Here is an 18,214-nt window from a genome sequence, read left to right as displayed (position 1 = left end):
CACTGACGGTGCGCTGGCAGCGGCAGGGATGTGCAGCTCAGCGCACCACGCCAGCCCGTACGGGTTGCAGGTGCACGGCGGCGGCAGGCTGGGCTTGGAAGGCCTCGCGCCGGTACCAGATGATGAACGCACCCATGGCCAGCGCAGCCACCAAGCCCGGCAGCGCGAACGCCAGGAAGTTCAGCTTGAGTGGCAGGGCGGCGGCCAACAGAGAGCCACCGAGCAGCGGGCCCACGATGGCCCCCGTGCGGCCAACACCCGAAGCCCAGCCCAGGCCGGTGGAACGCATGGCCAGCGGATAGAACTGCGCCGTGTTCGCATACAGCAGGATCTGCGTACCGATCGTGGTGGCTCCGGCAATGAAGATCAGCAGGTACAGAAGCGGCATAGGGCTGTTGAAACCCAGCAGCGCAATAGCCACTGTCCCTACGGCAAAGAATGCCACCACCACCTTGGGCAGGCTGAAGCGGTCACCCAGCCACCCGCCTGCAATGGCGCCGGCCATGCCGCCGAAGTTCAGTGCCAGCAGGAACGACAGGCTCGAACCCAGGCTGTAGCCTGCACCCGCCATCAGCTTAGGCAACCACGAACCCAGTGCGTACACCATGAGCAGGCAGCAAAAAAACGCCAGCCAGATCATGAGGGTGCCCACCGTGCGTCCGTCCTTGAAGAGGTCGAGCATCGGAACGCCTGCGCCTTTGGCGTCGGCCGCCACCAGACGCGCGTCAGCGTCGATTCGTGCCTCCGGATTCACGCGGGCCAGCATGTCACGCGCTTGCTTGTCCTTACCCTGGCGCACCAGAAAGCCTACCGATTCCGGCAGCTTCCACATGATCAGTGGCAGCAACAGCATGGGGAAGGCCGCTGCGAAAAACATCGCCTGCCAGCCAAAGCGCGGCAGGACGTAGATGCCCAGTCCGGCCGAAAGCATGCCACCCAGCGAGTAGCCGCTGAACATCAGCGCCACCAGGGTACTGCGGGCACGCTTGGGGGCATATTCGTTCATCAGAGCCACGGCGTTGGGCATGAGACCGCCACAACCCAACCCAGCGATGAAGCGGTAGATACCGAACTCGGTCGGTGTCTTGGCAAAGCCATTGAGAAAGGTCGCGAGGCTGAACATCATGAAGCAGATCGCGATGCCCTTCTTGCGCCCAATGCGGTCAGCCAGCGGGCCGAAGATGAATGCACCGAACATCATTCCAAACAGTGCGTAGCTGCCGAGCGCACCCGCCTGCACGGGCGAGAGTCCCCATTCGGTCATCAGTACGGGCAGGACCACTCCGTAGATGAACAGGTCGTAGCCGTCAAAGACCAGCAGCAGGGCGCACAGCACCACCACCATCCAGTGAAACCGCGTGAAGCGGGCGTTGTCGATGACGGGGTTGATTTCGATTGTTTTCATATGTGTCTCCTCAAAAGATGGGCATGCGCCGCAATGTCAGCCCTGGTCGCCACCACCGACAGGGATGACCGTGCCAGTGATGTAGGACGACTCGTCCGAAGCCAGAAACAGGATCGCTGAAGCCTGCTCGTCCAGCGTGCCGTAGCGCTTCATGAGCGTGCTGTCGACGGTCTGGTCCACGATCTGCTGGTACCAGGCCTGCTCCTTCTTGCTGGGCTTGGCACTGTTGCGCGGAATGCGGCGTGGAGGCGCCTCGGTGCCCCCGGGCGCCACGGCGTTGATGCGGATGCCGCGCTCGCCGTTCTCGAAAGCCAGGCAGGCGGTCATCGCGTTGACCCCGCCTTTGGCCGCACCGTAGGGCACGCGGTTGACGCTGCGCGTGGCGATGGACGACACGTTGACGATGGCGCCCTTTTTCTTCTTGAGCATGTAGGGCAAGACAGCCCGGCAGCCCCATAGCGTGGGGAACAGCGAGCGGCGCACCTCGGCTTCGATTTCATCGGGGCCATAGTGCTCGTAGGGCTTGGTCCAGATGGTGCCGCCCACGTTGTTCACCAACACATCGATGCGGCCAAAGGCCTTGTGTGTGGCCTCTGCGGCCTGCTGTGCGCCTTCGAACTTTTCGAGGTCGGTCTCGATGGCGATCACGCGGGTGACCTCCGCCAACCGGTCGCGCAGCTCACGCACCAGCGGCGAGCGGTCCACCAGGGCCAGCGTTGCGCCTTCTGCGGCGGCGCGCTCAGCCACGCGTTCGCCGATGCCTTGTGCGGCGCCGGTGATCAGCATCACCTTGCCTTCAAATCGTTGGTTCATGGTGGGGTCCTCGGTCACGCAGCCACAGGCGCGGCGGCCTGGTTGGGCGTGAATTTTTCATAGTGGAAGCTGGCGGGCGCAATGCCTGCCGTCTTGAAATAGCGCTGCACGGCGTCGACCATGGGCGGCGGGCCGCACAGGTACACATCGACATTGCCGTCATGCAGTGCCTGCGGGGGCAGGTGGTCGGTCACGTAGCCCTGCTGCGGATGCGCGGTGGCGGCATCGGCCACGCAGGTGCTGAAGGTGAAGCCCGGAATGCGGCGCGCGTAGTCTTCTAGGCGCTCTACCAGCACCAGGTCCTGGTCGCGCGTCACGCCGTACAGCATGTGGATGGGCTGCGCGCAGCCTTGTACGGAGAGCGTCTCCAGCATGGAAAGGAAGGGCGCCAGCCCTGTGCCGCCAGCCAGGAACAGCAACGGCCGCGCCACGGGGCGCAGGTAGAAGCTGCCTAGCGGGCCGATCATCTCCAGCGTGCTGCCGGGCTGCGCCTGGGTGAGCCAGCTGCTCATCAGCCCCCCCGGAACATGCTTGATCAGGAAGGTCATGCGGCGTGCGCCGGTGGCCGAGCTGAAAGAGTACGACCGGTGCTGGCCGCTGCCGGGCACGCCGATGTTCACGTACTGCCCGGGCAGAAAGGCCGGTGCATCCTCAGGCACGTCCAGCGTCAGCTCGTAGGCCGCATCGCTGAAGCGCTCCACGCCGGACACCGTGCCGCTGAATTCGGCCGTGCCGGTCTTGCAGGCCGTGGAGGGCACAGGCACCGCGATCACGCAGTCGGAGCGGGGGACCATCTGGCAGGTGAGCACCAATCGCTGCCCCGCCTCTTCGGCGGTCAGCGCGTCTTCGATGAAGTCGTCGCCCAGGTCATAGTCGCCGCTTTCGGCGCGGCACTTGCAAGTGCCGCACACGCCGTCGGAGCAGTCCATGGGCAGATTGATGCGCTGGCGGAAGGCGGCGTCCAGGACTTTCTCCTGGGCGCCACAGGAAATGAAGCGGGTGACCCCGTCTTCAAAATTCAGGGCAATGTGGTAGCTGGTGCTCATCGTGCTCTCCTGTCTGTCAGACGTGGTACACGTCGATGACCTGGCGGATGTAGTCGTTTTTCAGGACGATCTTTTTGCGGCCGATGAGGAAGCTGTTTTCCTGGCGGCGCAGCGTCACGAAAATGGTCCCGAAGAATTCGTCCGTGGCCTTGTAGCGGTGGCTCAGCGTGTGGAAGTTGTAGCGGACATCCACCTCGGTGCCACGGTCTGCCAGTACCTCGACATTGAGCACGGCATGGCCTGTACGCGCCTCGGGCATGGAAGCACCAGAGCGCTCCGTCTTGATGCGGAAAACGCGGTCTTCCAGTCCATGGCGATTGCTGTAGTAGATGAGCGAGATCTGGCTGTTCGGGTCTTCGGTGATGCAGTCGTCATCGTCCCACGCGGGCATCCAGTACTCCACATCCTCAGCGTACAAGGCCAGCCATTCGTCCCACAGGCGGTCATCCAGCAGGCGGGCTTCGCGGTACAAGAAGGTGCAGATGGCGCTGTAGTCGGCGGTCATGCTGTGCCTCCCTTGCGCTCGGTTGCCACGGCCTTGCGCATCTCTTGCGCCCAGTACTCGTGCTGGCACACAAACAGACCTTCGTCCTCGCTGCGCTCGCCGCTCAGCAGGGGTTTGAGCCCCATCTTGCGGGCGTTCTCGTCCTGCCCTTCAATCCACAGCGGTGCGCCGCGACTCAGGTCGTTCCAGGGGGCGGCCTTGCCGGCGTAGCCGCTCTGGCACGAGCGGAACTCTTCCAGGTCATCGGCCGTGCCCATGCCGGACACATTGAAGAAGTCTTCGTACTGGCGGATGCGCGTGGCGCGGTCTTCAGCGCTTTCCCCCTTGGGGGCAAAGCAGTAGATGGTAATTTCCGTCTTGTCCACACTGATGGGGCGCGCCACACGGATCTGCGTGGAGAACTGGTCCATCAGGTACACGTTGGGGTATAGGCACAGGTTGCGCGTCTGCTTGACGATGAACTCGGCCTTGTCTTCGCCCAAGCGCTCCTTGAGCTCGTCGCGGCGGTTGTAGACCGGGCGCACCTCGGGGTTCATGGTGTTGGTCCACAGCAGGATGTGGCCGTTTTCGAAGCCATACACACCGCCCACGCTCTTGCTCCAGCCGTTGGCGTCCACGGCCTTGGTGCCGCCTTCCTTGCGGCGGCCCATGGTGGCGGCGTAGTTCCAGTGCACCGAGCTCACGTGGTAGCCATCGCAGCCGTTTTCCATCTGGAGCTTCCAGTTGCCGTCGTAGATGTACGAAGAGTTGCCGCGCAGCACTTCCAGCCCTTCAGGCGCCTGGTCCACGATCTGGTCGATGATGACTTTCGTCTCGCCCAGGTAGTCTTGCAGGGGCTGTACGTCGGCGTTGAGGCTGCCGAACAGAAAGCCCTTGTAGCTTTCAAAGCGCGCCACCTTCTTGAGGTCGTGCGAGCCTTCCTTGTTGAACTGCACCGGGTACTCGGTGGTCTTCTCGTCCTTGACCTTGAGCAGCTTGCCGGTGTTGTTGAACGTCCAGCCGTGGAAGGGGCAGGTGAAGCTGCCCTTGTTGCCATGCTTCTTGCGGCACAGCATGGCGCCTCGGTGTGCGCAGGCATTGATTACGGCGTTCAGCTGGCCGTCCTTACCCCGCGTGATGACGATGGGTTGACGACCGATGTAGGTGGTGAAGTAGTCGTTGATCTCGGGGATCTGGCTCTCGTGCGCCAGATAGACCCAGTTGCCTTCGAAGATGTGCTTCATCTCGAGCTCGAAGAGCGCGGGGTCCGTGAAGATGTCCCGGCGGCAACGGAAGACGCCGTTTTCCTTGTCGTCCTGCAAGGCGCCTTCGATCAGGGCTTCAACATCAGAGCGCTCGGCCATAGCAGCGTTGGTGTTCATAGTGGATTCCTCAGGGTGCAGCAGTTCCCCCGCCGCGATATGCGCGGCAGTGCAGGGGAGAAAGCAAAGGGGAGCGGAAGGCGGTCGGGGCGGATCAGGCCGCCAGACGGGGGCGTTCCACCAGCTGGTTGTCCACGCCGTTGACCAGCGCGCTCAGCGTGAAGTCAAAGACGATTTCTGCGAACGGTCCGTCGACGCCCTGGGCCTGGATGCTGGCGGCGTCAGTGCGCTCGACCAGCGGTGGCACCAGGCCTTCGCGGGTGGCGTAAGCAAAGTCGTCGTTCACCAGCGGATCGCCATCGATGTTGATCTGCGTGGTGAGCTTGCGGTGGCCGTCGGCCGTCACGAAGAAGTGGATGTGCGCAGGGCGGTTGCCGTGGCGGCCCAGCTGGTTCAGCAGGGCTTGCGTGGGGCCGTCAGGTGGGCAGCCGTAACCCTTGGGCACGATGCTCTGGAACTTGTAGCGGCCCTGTGCGTCGGTGATGATGGTGCGGCGCATGTTGAAACCCTGCTGCTCGCCCGTGGGGTCGAAGTGCGAGTAAAAGCCCTTGGTGTTGGCATGCCACACCTCGACCTTGGCATTGGGCAGGGGCTTGCCGTCGGCACCGTGCACGGTGCCGTGCATGATCAGCGTATGGCCTGCCTTGTCGCTGCCATCGTCCAGGCGGGCAAAGCCGTGGGCCTCCGGCGCGCCGGCCACGTACAGGGGGCCCTCGATGGTGCGGGGCGTGCCGTTTTCAATGCCCAGCGCTGCGTCCTTGGCGTCCATGCGCATGTCCAGGAAGCGGTCCAGGCCCAGGCCGGGAGACAGCAGTCCGGCTTCGCTGCGCGCGCCCAGCGTGTTCAGGTAGGCAACGCCCGCCCAGTATTCATCGGAGGTGATGTCCAGGTCGTCGATGGCCTTGAACAGGTCCGACAGCAGGCGATGCACGATCTGCTTGGCGCGGGCATTGCCGCCAGGCTGGGTCAGGCCGCTGGCCATGCGCAGGAAGTCCTGGACTTCGGGGGTGTTGAAAATGTGGGTGGTCATGGTTGTCTCCTCGGATCGTGGGATGGGTACAGGAACTGGGCTGGGGGGGAACTGAAAGACGCCTGCCGGATCAGTGCGCAGCGGAGGGTTGCCCCACCCCCACGGCATGGCTGCGTTTGCGGTCGCGACGGAAGTGCTGGACACGGTCTTCGTCCAGCGCAATTCCCAGACCGGGGGTTGTGGGGACCGCCAGCTGGAAATCTCGGTACTGCAGGGGCTCAGCCAGAATTTCTTCGGTCAGCAGCAGCGGGCCGAACAGCTCGGTGCCCCACTGCAGATGGCGGAACGTGGCAAACACATGGGCCGAAGCCATGGTGCCCACCGCGCCTTCGAGCATGGTGCCGCCATACAGCTCGATGCCGGCGGCATCGGCAATGGCAGCCACTTGCAGGGCTTCCAGCAGGCCGCCCGATTGCTCGATCTTCACGGCGAACACATCGGCGCCCGCCACACGTGCCAAGGCAAAAGCCGAGGCAGGCCCGGTCAGAGACTCATCGGCCATCACCGCAATCGGGTAACGGCCCTTGAGACGCGCCAGCGCATCGACCGACGCCACGGGCTGTTCGACCAGGTCGCAGCCTGCATCCACCAGCGCGGCCAGGCCGTGTTGCGCGTCGAGCTCACTCCAGGCCATGTTCACATCCACACGGACGGAGGCGCGGTCGCCCAGAGCCTTCTTGATGGCAGCCACATGGGCCACGTCATCGGCCACGCTGCGGCGGCCGATCTTGAGCTTGAAGATGTTGTGGCGGCGCTGCGCCAGCATGCGCTCTGCCTCGGCAATGTCCTTGGCCGTGTCGCCGGAGGCCAACGTCCAGGCAATCGGGAGGCTGTCGCGCACCCGGCCGCCCAGCAGCTGCGAGACGGGCAGACCGGTGCGATGGCCCAGGGCGTCGAACAGCGCGGTCTCGATGGCGCACTTGGCGAAGCGGTTGTCCTTGATGGCCTTGTTGAGGCGGGCCATGATGGCCGGCACATGGTTGGCGTCGGTACCGATCAGCAGTGGAGCGAAGTAAGTGTCCACCGCGAGCTTCATACCTTCGGGCGACTCGGCGCCGTAGGCCAGGCCGCCGATGGTGGTGCCTTCGCCCACGCCAACGGTACCGTCCGCGCAGTAAACGCGCACCAGCATCAGGGTCTGGCCGTTCATGGTGGCCATGGACAGCTGGTGCGGGCGGATGGTGGGCAGGTCCAGCAGCAGGGTCTCGACCCGCTCGATGACGGCGGCGCCTGCGGAAGACTCGGGACGTTGTGTGTATTGCATGGACTGAATTGGACCGCTGGACCCCCTTCGCAATCCAACACCAAATAGGTCTTGCTCAATACCCTGAAGGTATAGTGTTGATTGAGCCCCATAAAAATCAACCACTTGCGAATGTGCGATTCGCAAACCTATGGTTTACCCTGATGGATATCCGCCAGCTCAAATATTTCGTCGCCGTAGCCAATGCGCGCAACTTCACGCGCGCCTCCGAGCTGCTGCACATTGCGCAGCCACCGCTGAGTCGGCAAATCCAGTTGCTCGAGGAGGAGCTGGGGGTACAGCTGATCCTGCGCAATAGCCGCCCATTGCGCCTGACCGAGGCCGGGCGCATGTTCTACGAGCAGGCGTTGCAGATCCTCAACCGCGTTGATCAACTCAAGACGGCCACACGCCAGATCGGCCTGAACCAGCAGCGCACGCTGTCGATAGGCTTTGTGGCATCCACGCTGTACGGTGGCCTGCCCATGCTGGTGCGCAAGCTGCGCCTGCAGCACCCGAATGTGGACATCCAGCTCGTGGAACTCACGTCGCAGCAGCAGTTTGCAGCGCTGAAATCTGGCCGGATTGACGTGGGCTTTGGGCGGGTGCGGGGCAACGACTCCACGGTGGCACGCACCATCCTGCGCGAAGAGCGTCTGGTGCTGGCCCTGCCGCCAGACTCTCCGCTAGCCGGGGAGTCCAGCCGCATTGCGCTGAGCGCGCTGGAAGGTCAAAAACTCATCGTGTACCCCAAGGAGCCCCGGCCCAGCTTTGCGGACCATGTGCTGAGCCTACTCAACGACCATGCGGTGCGGCCGGCGGAGGTCCACGAGGTCCGCGAGATACAGACCGCGTTGGGTCTGGTGGCGGCGGACTCGGGCCTGTGCCTGATCCCCGCGTCTGCGCGGCTACGCAGCGACCTGTGTTACCGGTTGATCGACGATGCGCGCATCACATCGCCCATCATCATGAGCCACCGGCTCAATGACAACGCCTGGTACATCCCCGTCATCAAGGAGATGGTGGCCGCCATGTACGCAGAGAACCCGCCCTGGCTGGATGTGGAGCACAGCGTGTTTCCGGGCGGTGGCGGTGCAGCCCCATCACGACCTGCGCCGGAGGCAAAGCCGCCACGCGTGCGCAAGAAGCCCAGACCAGCCTGAGCGGCCCGACCCGGTGCACGCCTTTTCAGGAAACCATCATTGCCCACGGCACACGCTGAGGGTGTGGCGTGGCGATGGCGGGCCTACTGCCGTGGAATGCGAGCCCGGGCGATCACATCACTCCAACGGCGCACATCGGCGGCCAGGTGCTCGCCCAGTTGCGTGGGGGTGCTGCCCTGGGCATGGAGGTTCAGTTCCAGCAGGCGCTTTTTGACGTCGGGCTGGGCCAGCGCGGCCTGCACCTCGCGCGAGAGGCGCTCCACCACGGCCGGGGGCGTCTTGGCGGGCACGGCTAAGCCGTTCCACGAGGTCACATTGAAGCCCGCGAGCGGCCCGCCGCTCTCGCGCACCGTGGGCACATCGAGCAGCTGCGGCGCCCGCTGCGCGCCCATCACAGCCAGCGGCCGCAGGGCCTTGGCGCCGATCTGTGGCATGAGACCACCCAGGATGTCGATCATCACGTCGATCTCGCCACCCCGCAGCGCCGTGATGACCGGCGGCGTGCCGTTGAAAGGCACCACCTGCGCGTCGATGCCCGCCGTCACCTTGAACAGCTCGGCCGCCAGGTTCTGTGTGGTGCCGATCTGTGGCGTGCCGATGTTGAGCTTGCCCGGGTGGGCTCGCGCATAAGCCAGAAGCTCGGCCAGGGTGGCAAAACGCCCACCTTCTTTCACCACCACGGCCAGATCAAACGTGGCCAGCAGCGAGACAGGCGCAAAGTCCTTGAGTGTGTCGAACGGCAGCGACTGGAACAGCGCGGCGCTCACCGCCGTGCCACTGCTCACCAGCAGCAGCGTGTGGCCGTCGGGCTCAGCCCGCGCCACCAGGTCTCCCGCCACCACGCCGCCAGCGCTCGGTTTGTTTTCGATGACCACACTTTGCCCCAGCGGGCCGGCGATCTTCTGGCCCACCGTGCGCGCCGTGATGTCGGCCGCACCGCCCGCCGCATTGGGCACGACGATACGCAGCGGGCGTGAGGGGAAAGCGGCCTGCGCGCTGGCCGCACCGCCGAACGACGCTGCCAGCCAGGCCAGAAGGGTTCTGCGGTGCACGGCTTGCATGGCGCGCGCTACCGTGCCACGCCCAGCAGGCGGTCCAGCAGGTTAGGCTGGGCGCTCAGCTCGGCGGCACTGCCGGTGTGCACCACGGTGCCCCGGTCCAGCACGGCGGCGTGGTCCGAGATGGCCAGGATGGCCTGCGGATGCTGCTCCACGATGATGGCCGACAGGCCCTCTTCGCGCGTGATGCGGCGGATGGCGCGCAGCAGCTCTTCCACGATGATGGGCGCGAGGCCTTCGAGCGGCTCATCCAGCAGCAGCAGGCGCGGGTTGAGCACCAGCGCGCGGCCCACGGCCAACATCTGCTGCTCGCCACCCGACAGCTGTGTGCCCAGGTTGGTCTTGCGCTCGGCCAGGCGCGGGAACATTTCGTACACGCGCTCGGGCGTCCACGGCCGTGCGGTCGATCCTTTGCGGCCCGGGCGCGCCACGGCCGTGAGGTTCTCGTGCACCGTGAGCGACTTGAAGATGTTGCGCTCTTGCGGCACCCAGCCGATGCCGGCCGCCGCGCGTTCGTGCGGGGGCAGCTTGTGCAGCGCCACACCGCCCAGGCTCACCGTGCCCGCATGCTGGCGCGTGGCCCCGGCCAACGTGTTGATGAGCGTGGTCTTGCCCGTGCCGTTGCGCCCCAGCAGGGCCAGCGTGTCGCCTTCGGGCAGGACCAGCGAAATGCCTTGCAGCACCACGGCCTCGCCGTAGCCTGCGCTCAGGCCCTCGATGCGCAGGAGTTCTGTCTTAGACATGCGCATCCTCCCCATGACCGAGGTACACCGCCTTCACCTGCGGGTCATTGGCAATCGTGTCCGGGTCGCCCTCGGTGAGCACGGTGCCGTTGACCAGCACCGTCATGCGGTTGGCAAAGCTGAAAACCAGGTCCATATCGTGTTCGATCAACAGCACCGAGACATCGGCGGGCAAGGCCGCCACGGTCTGCAGCAGTTCTTCGCGCTCGCCGGCGGGCACACCGGCCACGGGTTCGTCGAGCAGCAGCACGCGCGGCTCGCAGGCCAGCGCAATCGCAATCTCCAGCAGGCGGCGTTTGCCGTAGGCCAGCACGCGCGTTTCCTCGGCCATCACGGACGTAAGGTGGAACTGCTCCAGCAGTTGTTCGCAGCGCTCATTGACCGCTTTGCGCGCGCCCAGCGGCTGCCACCATTTGCCGCCCAGGCCCTGGTGCTGCGACACGGTGAGCGCCAGTGTCTCCAGCGGCGTGAGGGTGTCGAACAGCTGGTTGATCTGGAAGGTGCGCACCATGCCGCGCTGCACACGCTGGTGCGGCGCCAGGCGCGTGATGTCCTGGCCTTCGAGGGTGATGGAGCCTTCGGTGGGCTCCAGCACGCCAGTCAGCAGATTGATGAGCGTGGTCTTGCCCGCGCCATTGGGGCCAATGAGCGCATGGCGCGCGCCCTTTTGCAGGTTCAGCGTGACGTTGTTGGTGGCCGTGATGCCGCCAAAACGCTTGACCAAGCCCTTGGCCGACAGCACGGTGGTGGAAGTTGTCGTGTTCATATCAATGCCCTCCCGCTTTGGAGGCAGCCCCGGCCTTGCGACCGGCGCCAAACCACGTCCAGGGGCGGAACAGACGGTCACGCCCGACCAGGACCAGCACCACCAGGAACAAGCCCACCCAGAAGGTCCAGTACTGCGGTGTGATGGACGAGATCACGTCCTGCAGCAGCTTGAAGCCAATGGCGCCGAGGATGCCGCCGTAAAGCCAGCCCACGCCGCCGATCACCAGGATCAGCATCACGTCGGCCGAGCGGTGAAACTCGAACAGGTCGAGCGAGGCAAAGCCTGTGGTCTGCGTGAGCAGTGCGCCCGCGGCACCGGCCAGCGCAGCAGCCAGCGTGTACACCTGCGCCAGCTTGGCCGTCACGGGGATACCGATGGCCATGGCGCGCAGCCGGTTGTCGCGGATGGCCTTGAGCGTGGCACCAAAAGGCGACTGCACGATGCGGCGCGCGATGAGGAAGAACACCAGCAGCACGGTGAGCGAATACCACGCGGCCGTGCGGCCGTACAGGTCAAACTCGAACTGGCCAAGTACCGGCCCCATCATCACGCCCTGCAGGCCGTCGGCGCCACCGGTCAGCCAATCGAGCTTGTTGGCCAGCTCCAGCATCACCAGTCCCACGCCCAGCGTGACCATGAGGCGGGTGAGATCGGTGCCGCGCATGATGGTGAGCGACGCCACGGCGCCCAGCACGGTGGCCGCGCCAATGCCCACGGCCAGGCCCACCAGCGGGTCGGGCATCACATGCTTGGCAAACAGCGCGGCCGCGTAGCCGCCCAGCCCGAAGAAAGCCGCATGGCCCAGCGAGACGATGCCGGTGTAGCCCAGGATGAGGTCCAGCGAAATCGCGAACAGCGCCACGATGGCGATCTCGTTGATGATGAGCGCATGGCTCGGCAGCGCCAGCGGCGCGGCAAAGGCCAGCAGCCACAGCACGGGCTCCCACCAGCGAAAGCGCCGGGCCTGCAGCAAGGTGTTTTGCAGGTTCGACATCACTTGCCCCCCTTGCGCACAAAGAGGCCCTGGGGGCGCCAGATGAGGATCAGGATCATGAGGCTGTACACAATGAAGGCGCCCAGCTTGGGGATGTAGTACTTGCCTGCCACGTCGGCAATGCCGAGCAGCAGCGCGGCCAGCAGCGGGCCGGTGATGGACGAGGTGCCGCCCACCGCCACCACGATCAAAAAGTAGATCATGAACTTGAGCGGGAAGCTCGGGTCGAGACCCAGCACCTCCGCGCCCAGCGCACCGCCCAGGCCCGCCAGGCCGGACCCAAAAGCGAAGGTGGACAAAAACACGATGTTCACGTTGATGCCCATGCCAGCGGCCACGCGCTGGTCGTCCACACTGGCGCGCAGGCGGCTGCCGAAGCGGGTTTTGGTGAGCACATACTGCAGGCCCACGGTGAGCGCAGCGCACACCGCGATGATGAACAGGCGGTAGTGCCCCATGCCCAACATGAGGGCACCGCTGCCGATCTCGGTACGGCCCTTGAGCCATTCAGGCAGCTGCATGATCTGCTGCGTGGAGCCCACAAAGTAGTCCACGCTGGCCACGGCCATGAACACCAGACCGATGGAGAACAGCACCTGGTCCAGGTGGGCCTTGTGGTACAGCGGGCGGTACAGCGTGCGCTCCAGCACACCGCCGAGCAGGGCCGTGCCGACAAAGGCGATGGGCAGACAGACAAGGAAGGGCACATCCAGCCGCTGCATGAGCAGCACGGTGATGTAGCCCCCTGCCATGGCAAACGCCCCGTGCGCCAGGTTGATGAAGTTCATCAGCCCCATGGTCACGGCCAGGCCCACTGCCAGGATGAACAGCAGCATGCCGTAGGCAACGCCGTCGAAAAGAATGGTCAGCATGAAATCACTTCATTGAAGACAAAAGTGCACCACCCTGCTCAGGGCTGTGGAAGTGCGACGAATCACCAAGGCTGAGCGCTCAACGTGCGCGCCCCGGCATCAACAAGCTCAGCCCGAACGGATCGAGATAAAGCCCTGCCCTTAAAAACTGGCGTGCCCAAGGCCAGTGCCGCCGTGCAAGGGCCGCCCCGCCGCACGGGCGGCGTCCCCCTGGGGGGAAGCCGCGCAGCGGCTCAGGGGGGCTTCTTATTTAGTTTTGCCGGGATCCTTGACGTCCTTGATCACGTCAAATTCCACGTTGTACAGCTGGCCGTTCACGCGCTCCACCTTGCGCAGGTACACGTCCTGCACGATGTCGCGGGTCTGCGCGTCGATGAACACCTTGCCGCGTGGGCTCTCGAAGATCTGGCCCTTCATGGCGGCCAGCAGGGCGTCGCCGCCGCCGGCACCCTTGGTGGTCTTGAGCGCTTCGTAAATCACGCGCATGCCGTCATAGCCACCCACGGCCATGAAGTTGGGGCGCAGGCCCTTGTTGGCCTTCTCGAAGGCTTCCACAAACTTCTTGTTCATGGGCGAGGGGTGCGCGGCCGAGTAGTGGTGCGAGGTGACCACGCCCAGCGCGCCGTCGCCCATGTCGTTCAGTTGATCGTCATCCGTCACGTCGCCGGTGCCGATGAGCTTGATGCCGGCCTTGTCCATGCCGCGCTCCAGGAACTGCTTCATCACCGCAGCGCCCGCGCCCGAGGGCACAAAGACGAACAGCGCGTCGGGCTTGGCGTCGCGCACCTTCTGCAGGAAGGGGGCGAAGTCGGGGTTGCGCAGCGGCACGCGCAGGGCTTCGGTCACCTGGCCGCCGTTGAACGTGAGGCGCTGGTTGAAGAACTTTTCGGCATCGATGCCGGGGCCGTAGTCGCTCACCAGCGTCACGACCTTCTTGATGCCGTTCTTGGGTGCCCAGTCGGCCAGGGCCACCGACACTTGCGGCAGCGTAAAGCTGGTGCGCACCACATAAGGCGAGGCTTCGGTGATGCTGGAAGTAGCGGCAGCCATCACCACCAGTGGCGTCTTCGACTGCGTGGCCAGCGGCGCCGTGGCCATGGCCGAGGGCGTAATGCCCATGCCGGCCAGCACGTTGACCTTTTCGTTCACCACCAGCTCCTGGGCCAGGCGGCGTGTCACATCGGGCAGGCTGGTGTCGTCCTTGATGATGAGCTGCACCTTCTTGCCACCCACCATGTCGCCGTTCTGGGCTATGTAAAGCCGCGCGGCGGCCTCGATCTGGCGGCCTGTGGTGGCTTGCTGGCCCGTCATGGGCAAGATCAGACCGATCTTGAACACGTTGTCTTGCGCCACTGCGGGCGACACGGTCAGGCCGGTGGACAGCGCGATGGCGGCGGCAGCCGAGGCACGAAGAAGGTGGCGTTTTTGCATCGTTGTCTCCTGTGGAAAGTCGTTGTATACAGAAAATGCTGGCGGGAGTTTGGCGTGGGCTGGGTTATTTCACAAGCGCAAATTCAAGCATTCAGGTATTACCAAATGCAATAACTCAAGACACCCTGGACGCTTGCACCGGCCGTTATGCCCGCTCGCGGATCAGCTGTACACCGGGCAAGCCCTGCACCTGCGACGCCTGCACCGCCGCCAGCAGGTTGCGCCGGGTGATGCGGGAGTGCTCGCGCAGGATGGCCTCGGCCCGCGCGCCTTCGCGCCGCTCGATGGCGTCGAGCGCCTGGCGGTGCTGGTCCTGCGCCACCACCAGCATGTCGCGCGCCTGGGCCGAATGCGTCTGCACCACCACAAACGCCGAGGGCGACGCAAACGGCAGGCCCTTGACGCGGTCCAGCTCGCGCGCCACCACGTCGCTGCCCACCATGCGGCTTAGCAGCAGATGGAACCGCGCATTCAGCTCCACATAGCGCGAGAAACCCTCGTCATCCAGCGTGGAGGGGGCCAGCGTGGCGTCGATGGCGTCCAGGCACGCATGGGCCTCGGCCAGCAGCGCGGGGGCCACGCCCCGCTCGGCCGCCAGGCGCGCGGCCAGGCCTTCCATGGTCCCGCGCAGCTCAATGGCATCGGCCACATCGGTTTCAGAGAACGTGCGCACGGCGTAGCCGCCACCGGGCAGCCGGTGCAGCAGCCCCTCCTGCTCCAGCCGCATCAGCGCGGCGCGGATGGGCGTGCGCGACACGCCCAGTTTCTCGACCAGGGTCAGCTCGGCGATGCGGGCACCGCCGGGCAACTCGCCCGCCAGGATCATCTCGCGCAGGCGCAGTTGTGCCTTGACGGCCTGCGAGGCGCCCGCCTCGGCAGCCTCGGCCGGTTGAGCGATGGTCAGGGGGTCGGACAGGTTCATGGCGGGTGATGGGAGGGAATTCAGCCTCCAGAATGTATACAGAAATCAGGACAACTTCCACCCATTCTCATGAAGCACCATTACAAAACAACAGCTTACGAGATATAAAGAACTGAGATAGCTGTTTTACGGCTTTCTTATGTATACAGAAAATCCCCTTTTCCGCACAATTGCGCTACTCCAGCCGCGATCCGAACCCGGGCTGTATACCAAGCCTGCAACGACACCATCCACCCACGGAGAGAGACAACCATGTATCCCAAGAACGCCTGGTACGTAGCCTGCACGCCCGACGAGATCGCGGACAAGCCTCTGGGCCGCACCATCTGCGGAGAGAAGATCGTGTTCTACCGCCCCGCGCCCGACCAGGTCGCCGCGCTGGACGACTTCTGCCCCCACCGGGGCGCCCCGCTGTCGCTGGGCACGGTGTGTGAAGGCCACCTGCAATGCGGCTACCACGGCCTGCGGGTGGAATGCACGGGCAAGTCGGTGTCCATGCCCGGCCAGCGCGTGCAGGGGTTCCCCAAGGCGCGCAGCTTTCCGGTGGTGGAGCGCTATGGCTTCATCTGGGTGTGGCCCGGCGACGCCGACAAGGCCGACCCCGCCACCATCCACCACCTGCCCTGGGCCAACAACCCTGAATGGGCTTACGGCGGCGGGCTGTACCACATCGCCTGCGACTACCGCCTGATGATCGACAACCTGATGGACCTGACGCACGAGACCTATGTGCACTCCACCAGCATCGGCCAGAAAGAAATCGACGAAGTGCCCTGCAAGACCCGCGTGGAGGGCGACGAGGTGATCACCAGCCGCTTCATGGAAGGCATTGAAGCCCCCCCGTTCTGGAAGATGGCGCTACGCATGAACGGCCTGCCCGATGACCAGCTGGTGGACCGCTGGCAGATCTGCCACTTCACGCCCCCCAGCCACGTGCTGATCGAGGTGGGCGTGGCCCTGGCCGGCAACGGCGGCTACAACGCACCGGCCGACAAGAAGGCATCGAGCATCGTGGTGGACTTCATCACGCCCGAGACCGAAACCTCGATCCACTACTTCTGGGGCATGGCGCGCAACTTCAAGCCACAAGACCCGTCGCTCACCACCCAGATCCGCGACGGCCAGGGCAAGATCTTTGCGGAGGACCAGCAGATGCTGGAGCAGCAGCAGGAGAACCTGCTGCGTTACCCCGACCGCAAGCTGCTCATGCTCAACATCGATGCGGGTGGCGTGCAGTCGCGCAAGATTCTGGACCGCCTGCTGGCGGCAGAACGCACACCTGCCGCAGCACAGGCGGTGGCCGCATGACCGCGCAGGAGACCCTGCAGGTCCGCGTCGTCAAGAAGCAGGCCGAAGCCGAGGGCATCGCTAGCTACGAGCTGGCGCGGCTGGACGGCGCCGCACTGCCGCCGTTCAGCGCGGGCTCGCACATCGATGTGCATCTGCCGGGTGGGCTGACGCGGCAGTACTCGCTGTGCAATGCCTCGCACGAGTCGCACCGCTACCGCATCGCCGTGTTGCGTGACCCGGCATCGCGCGGCGGCTCGGTCGCCATGCACGACAGCGTGCACGAGGGCGACGTGATCACCATCAGCACGCCGCGCAACCACTTTGCGCTGCACCCTGCACAGCGCACGCTGCTGCTGGCGGGCGGCATTGGTGTGACGCCATTGCTGTGCATGGCCGACCGGCTGGCGCGCACGGGCGCTGACTTTGCGCTGCACTACTGCACCCGCTCTGCCGAACGCACGGCGTTTGCTGCTGAAATTGCCGCATCGGCCATTGCGCCCCACGCCCACTTTCACTTCGATGCAGGCGCCCCCGAGCAGAAGCTGGACACCGCCGCCGTGCTGGCAGCCCCCGGCCCCGACAAGCGTCTGTACGTGTGTGGCCCGGCAGGCTTCATCGACCATGTGGTGACCACCGCCAAGGCCCTGGGCTGGGCGCAGGACCACATCCACCTGGAATACTTTGGCGCCCCGGCGCAAGACACCTCGGGCGACCAGGGGTTTGAGGTGCGCATTGCCAGCACGGGCAAGGTCTACCCGATTGCGCCCGATGTGTCGGTGGTGGAAGCGCTGCGCAAGGAGGGCATCGACATCCTGACCTCGTGCGAACAAGGCGTGTGTGGCACCTGCCTCACACGCGTGCTGGAAGGCGAGGTGGACCACCGCGACATGTACCTGACCGACGAAGAAAAGGCGGCCAACGAGCAGTTCATGCCCTGCTGCTCCCGCGCGCGCAGCAAGCTGCTGGTGCTCGACCTGTAGGCGACCCCAACAAAAAGGCGCTGCAACCTTCGGGCTGCAGCGCCTTTTTCATTACTCCTGAATTGATAGCTACCAGCACATGAAAATCATGCGCTAGAAGCCTATTTCACCTCGAATTCACTTCAATCCCGTTCGTCGGCGGCCACACGGATGGTGTCACGGCCATTGCGGTCCTTCACACGGCCCAGGTCAGTGTCGAGGGCGCGGGCCAGTTTGTCGGCCGCGCCGATGAAGGCGTTGGCCATCTTGTCGGCCTCATCAGTCACGGTGATGGGCTGGCGGCCCGTGACGCGCGCTTCGATGCGGCAGCGCTTGTCATTGGCACCGGACTTGCCCGCATCCAGATCGGTGAGGAACACCTCCAGCCGCGTCACATGATCCTGAAAGCGGGACAGCCGGCTCTTGCACTCGTCTGTGATCCAGCGCGCCAGCGAATCGCCGCCGTGGATGTGGTCGTCGGTGTTGACTTGTACTTGCATGGAGAGGGTCCTTCCTGATGAAGTTGCGAAGTCCCCATCATGGCACCTGCATCCATATCCCCGGTGAATACATGTCAAAGGATGTAGAGAGCCTGGTGACGATGTCGCGG

At 64.7% G+C, this 18,214-nt stretch carries 18 protein-coding genes; 3 read left to right on the top strand and 15 right to left on the bottom strand.

What is annotated here, in order from left to right; translation table 11 throughout:
- Positions 1-37: 37 nt before the first annotated feature.
- The 7 genes from ATF69_RS09025 to ATF69_RS08995 all read right to left on the bottom strand — a co-directional run bounded on the left by ATF69_RS09025 (position 38) and on the right by ATF69_RS08995 (position 7,424).
- Positions 38-1,405, bottom strand: coding sequence for an MFS transporter (locus tag ATF69_RS09025; RefSeq protein ID WP_146870656.1), 1,368 nt, complete (start codon positions 1,403-1,405; stop codon positions 38-40).
- A gap of 36 nt (positions 1,406-1,441) precedes the next feature.
- Complete coding sequence (locus tag ATF69_RS09020; RefSeq protein ID WP_146870655.1) at positions 1,442-2,218, bottom strand: 1,6-dihydroxycyclohexa-2,4-diene-1-carboxylate dehydrogenase; 777 nt, start codon at positions 2,216-2,218, stop codon at positions 1,442-1,444.
- A 14-nt stretch (positions 2,219-2,232) separates the two neighbouring features.
- Positions 2,233-3,264, bottom strand: coding sequence for a benzoate 1,2-dioxygenase electron transfer component BenC (benC, locus tag ATF69_RS09015; protein ID WP_146870654.1), 1,032 nt, complete (start codon positions 3,262-3,264; stop codon positions 2,233-2,235).
- A gap of 16 nt (positions 3,265-3,280) precedes the next feature.
- The gene (gene benB / locus ATF69_RS09010) at positions 3,281-3,769 is read right to left on the bottom strand and encodes a benzoate 1,2-dioxygenase small subunit (protein WP_146870653.1); all 489 of its coding nucleotides are present in this window, start codon (positions 3,767-3,769) and stop codon (positions 3,281-3,283) included.
- Positions 3,766-5,130, bottom strand: a complete 1,365-nt coding sequence (locus tag ATF69_RS09005; RefSeq protein WP_146870652.1) for a Rieske 2Fe-2S domain-containing protein — start codon at positions 5,128-5,130, stop codon at positions 3,766-3,768. Before ATF69_RS09005 ends, benB begins: the two co-directional genes overlap by 4 nt.
- Positions 5,131-5,224: 94 nt before the next feature.
- On the bottom strand, positions 5,225-6,160 hold the full coding sequence (catA, locus tag ATF69_RS09000; protein WP_146870651.1) for a catechol 1,2-dioxygenase: 936 nt from the start codon (positions 6,158-6,160) through the stop codon (positions 5,225-5,227).
- Positions 6,161-6,230: 70 nt separating this feature from the next.
- Complete coding sequence (locus ATF69_RS08995; RefSeq protein WP_146870650.1) at positions 6,231-7,424, bottom strand: muconate/chloromuconate family cycloisomerase; 1,194 nt, start codon at positions 7,422-7,424, stop codon at positions 6,231-6,233.
- Positions 7,425-7,567: 143 nt separating this feature from the next.
- Between ATF69_RS08995 and ATF69_RS08990 the strand changes: the two genes are divergently transcribed.
- Complete coding sequence (locus tag ATF69_RS08990) at positions 7,568-8,566, top strand: LysR family transcriptional regulator (RefSeq protein ID WP_146870649.1); 999 nt, start codon at positions 7,568-7,570, stop codon at positions 8,564-8,566.
- A gap of 83 nt (positions 8,567-8,649) precedes the next feature.
- Here the strand turns inward: ATF69_RS08990 and ATF69_RS08985 are convergent, their stop codons facing one another.
- The 7 genes from ATF69_RS08985 to ATF69_RS08955 form a co-directional block, all read right to left on the bottom strand.
- Positions 8,650-9,627: a tripartite tricarboxylate transporter substrate binding protein gene (locus ATF69_RS08985; RefSeq protein ID WP_146870648.1), complete on the bottom strand. Its 978-nt coding sequence runs from the start codon at positions 9,625-9,627 to the stop codon at positions 8,650-8,652.
- 8 nt (positions 9,628-9,635) lie between these two features.
- Positions 9,636-10,367, bottom strand: coding sequence for an ABC transporter ATP-binding protein (locus tag ATF69_RS08980; protein ID WP_146870647.1), 732 nt, complete (start codon positions 10,365-10,367; stop codon positions 9,636-9,638).
- On the bottom strand, positions 10,360-11,133 hold the full coding sequence (locus ATF69_RS08975) for an ABC transporter ATP-binding protein (protein ID WP_146870646.1): 774 nt from the start codon (positions 11,131-11,133) through the stop codon (positions 10,360-10,362). The genes ATF69_RS08980 and ATF69_RS08975 overlap by 8 nt, the downstream gene beginning before the upstream one ends.
- A gap of 1 nt (position 11,134) precedes the next feature.
- Positions 11,135-12,130, bottom strand: a complete 996-nt coding sequence (locus ATF69_RS08970; RefSeq protein ID WP_056067974.1) for a branched-chain amino acid ABC transporter permease — start codon at positions 12,128-12,130, stop codon at positions 11,135-11,137.
- Positions 12,130-13,002: a branched-chain amino acid ABC transporter permease gene (locus ATF69_RS08965; RefSeq protein ID WP_060984885.1), complete on the bottom strand. Its 873-nt coding sequence runs from the start codon at positions 13,000-13,002 to the stop codon at positions 12,130-12,132. The genes ATF69_RS08970 and ATF69_RS08965 overlap by 1 nt, the downstream gene beginning before the upstream one ends.
- A gap of 246 nt (positions 13,003-13,248) precedes the next feature.
- Positions 13,249-14,433 (bottom strand): ABC transporter substrate-binding protein, encoded by a 1,185-nt coding sequence (locus tag ATF69_RS08960; RefSeq protein ID WP_146870645.1) that lies wholly within the window; start codon positions 14,431-14,433, stop codon positions 13,249-13,251.
- 145 nt (positions 14,434-14,578) lie between these two features.
- Positions 14,579-15,355: a GntR family transcriptional regulator gene (locus ATF69_RS08955; RefSeq protein ID WP_146870644.1), complete on the bottom strand. Its 777-nt coding sequence runs from the start codon at positions 15,353-15,355 to the stop codon at positions 14,579-14,581.
- Positions 15,356-15,607: 252 nt separating this feature from the next.
- Between ATF69_RS08955 and ATF69_RS08950 the strand changes: the two genes are divergently transcribed.
- A complete protein-coding gene (locus ATF69_RS08950) occupies positions 15,608-16,663 on the top strand; it encodes an aromatic ring-hydroxylating dioxygenase subunit alpha (RefSeq protein WP_146870643.1) in 1,056 nt (351 codons plus the stop codon).
- Entirely contained in the window at positions 16,660-17,625 is a 966-nt protein-coding gene (locus ATF69_RS08945; protein ID WP_146870642.1) for a PDR/VanB family oxidoreductase, read from the top strand. The genes ATF69_RS08950 and ATF69_RS08945 overlap by 4 nt, the downstream gene beginning before the upstream one ends.
- Before the next feature lie 122 nt (positions 17,626-17,747).
- On the opposite strand, the gene ATF69_RS08940 is transcribed toward ATF69_RS08945, so the two are convergent.
- On the bottom strand, positions 17,748-18,104 hold the full coding sequence (locus ATF69_RS08940; protein ID WP_056742968.1) for an HPF/RaiA family ribosome-associated protein: 357 nt from the start codon (positions 18,102-18,104) through the stop codon (positions 17,748-17,750).
- Between the last annotated feature and the right edge of the window lie 110 nt (positions 18,105-18,214).

Origin of the sequence: Acidovorax delafieldii, assembly GCF_007993815.1 — a bacterium.
GTDB classification, from domain to species: domain Bacteria; phylum Pseudomonadota; class Gammaproteobacteria; order Burkholderiales; family Burkholderiaceae_C; genus Acidovorax; species Acidovorax delafieldii.
This window is presented reverse-complemented; position numbering and strand designations above follow the sequence as displayed.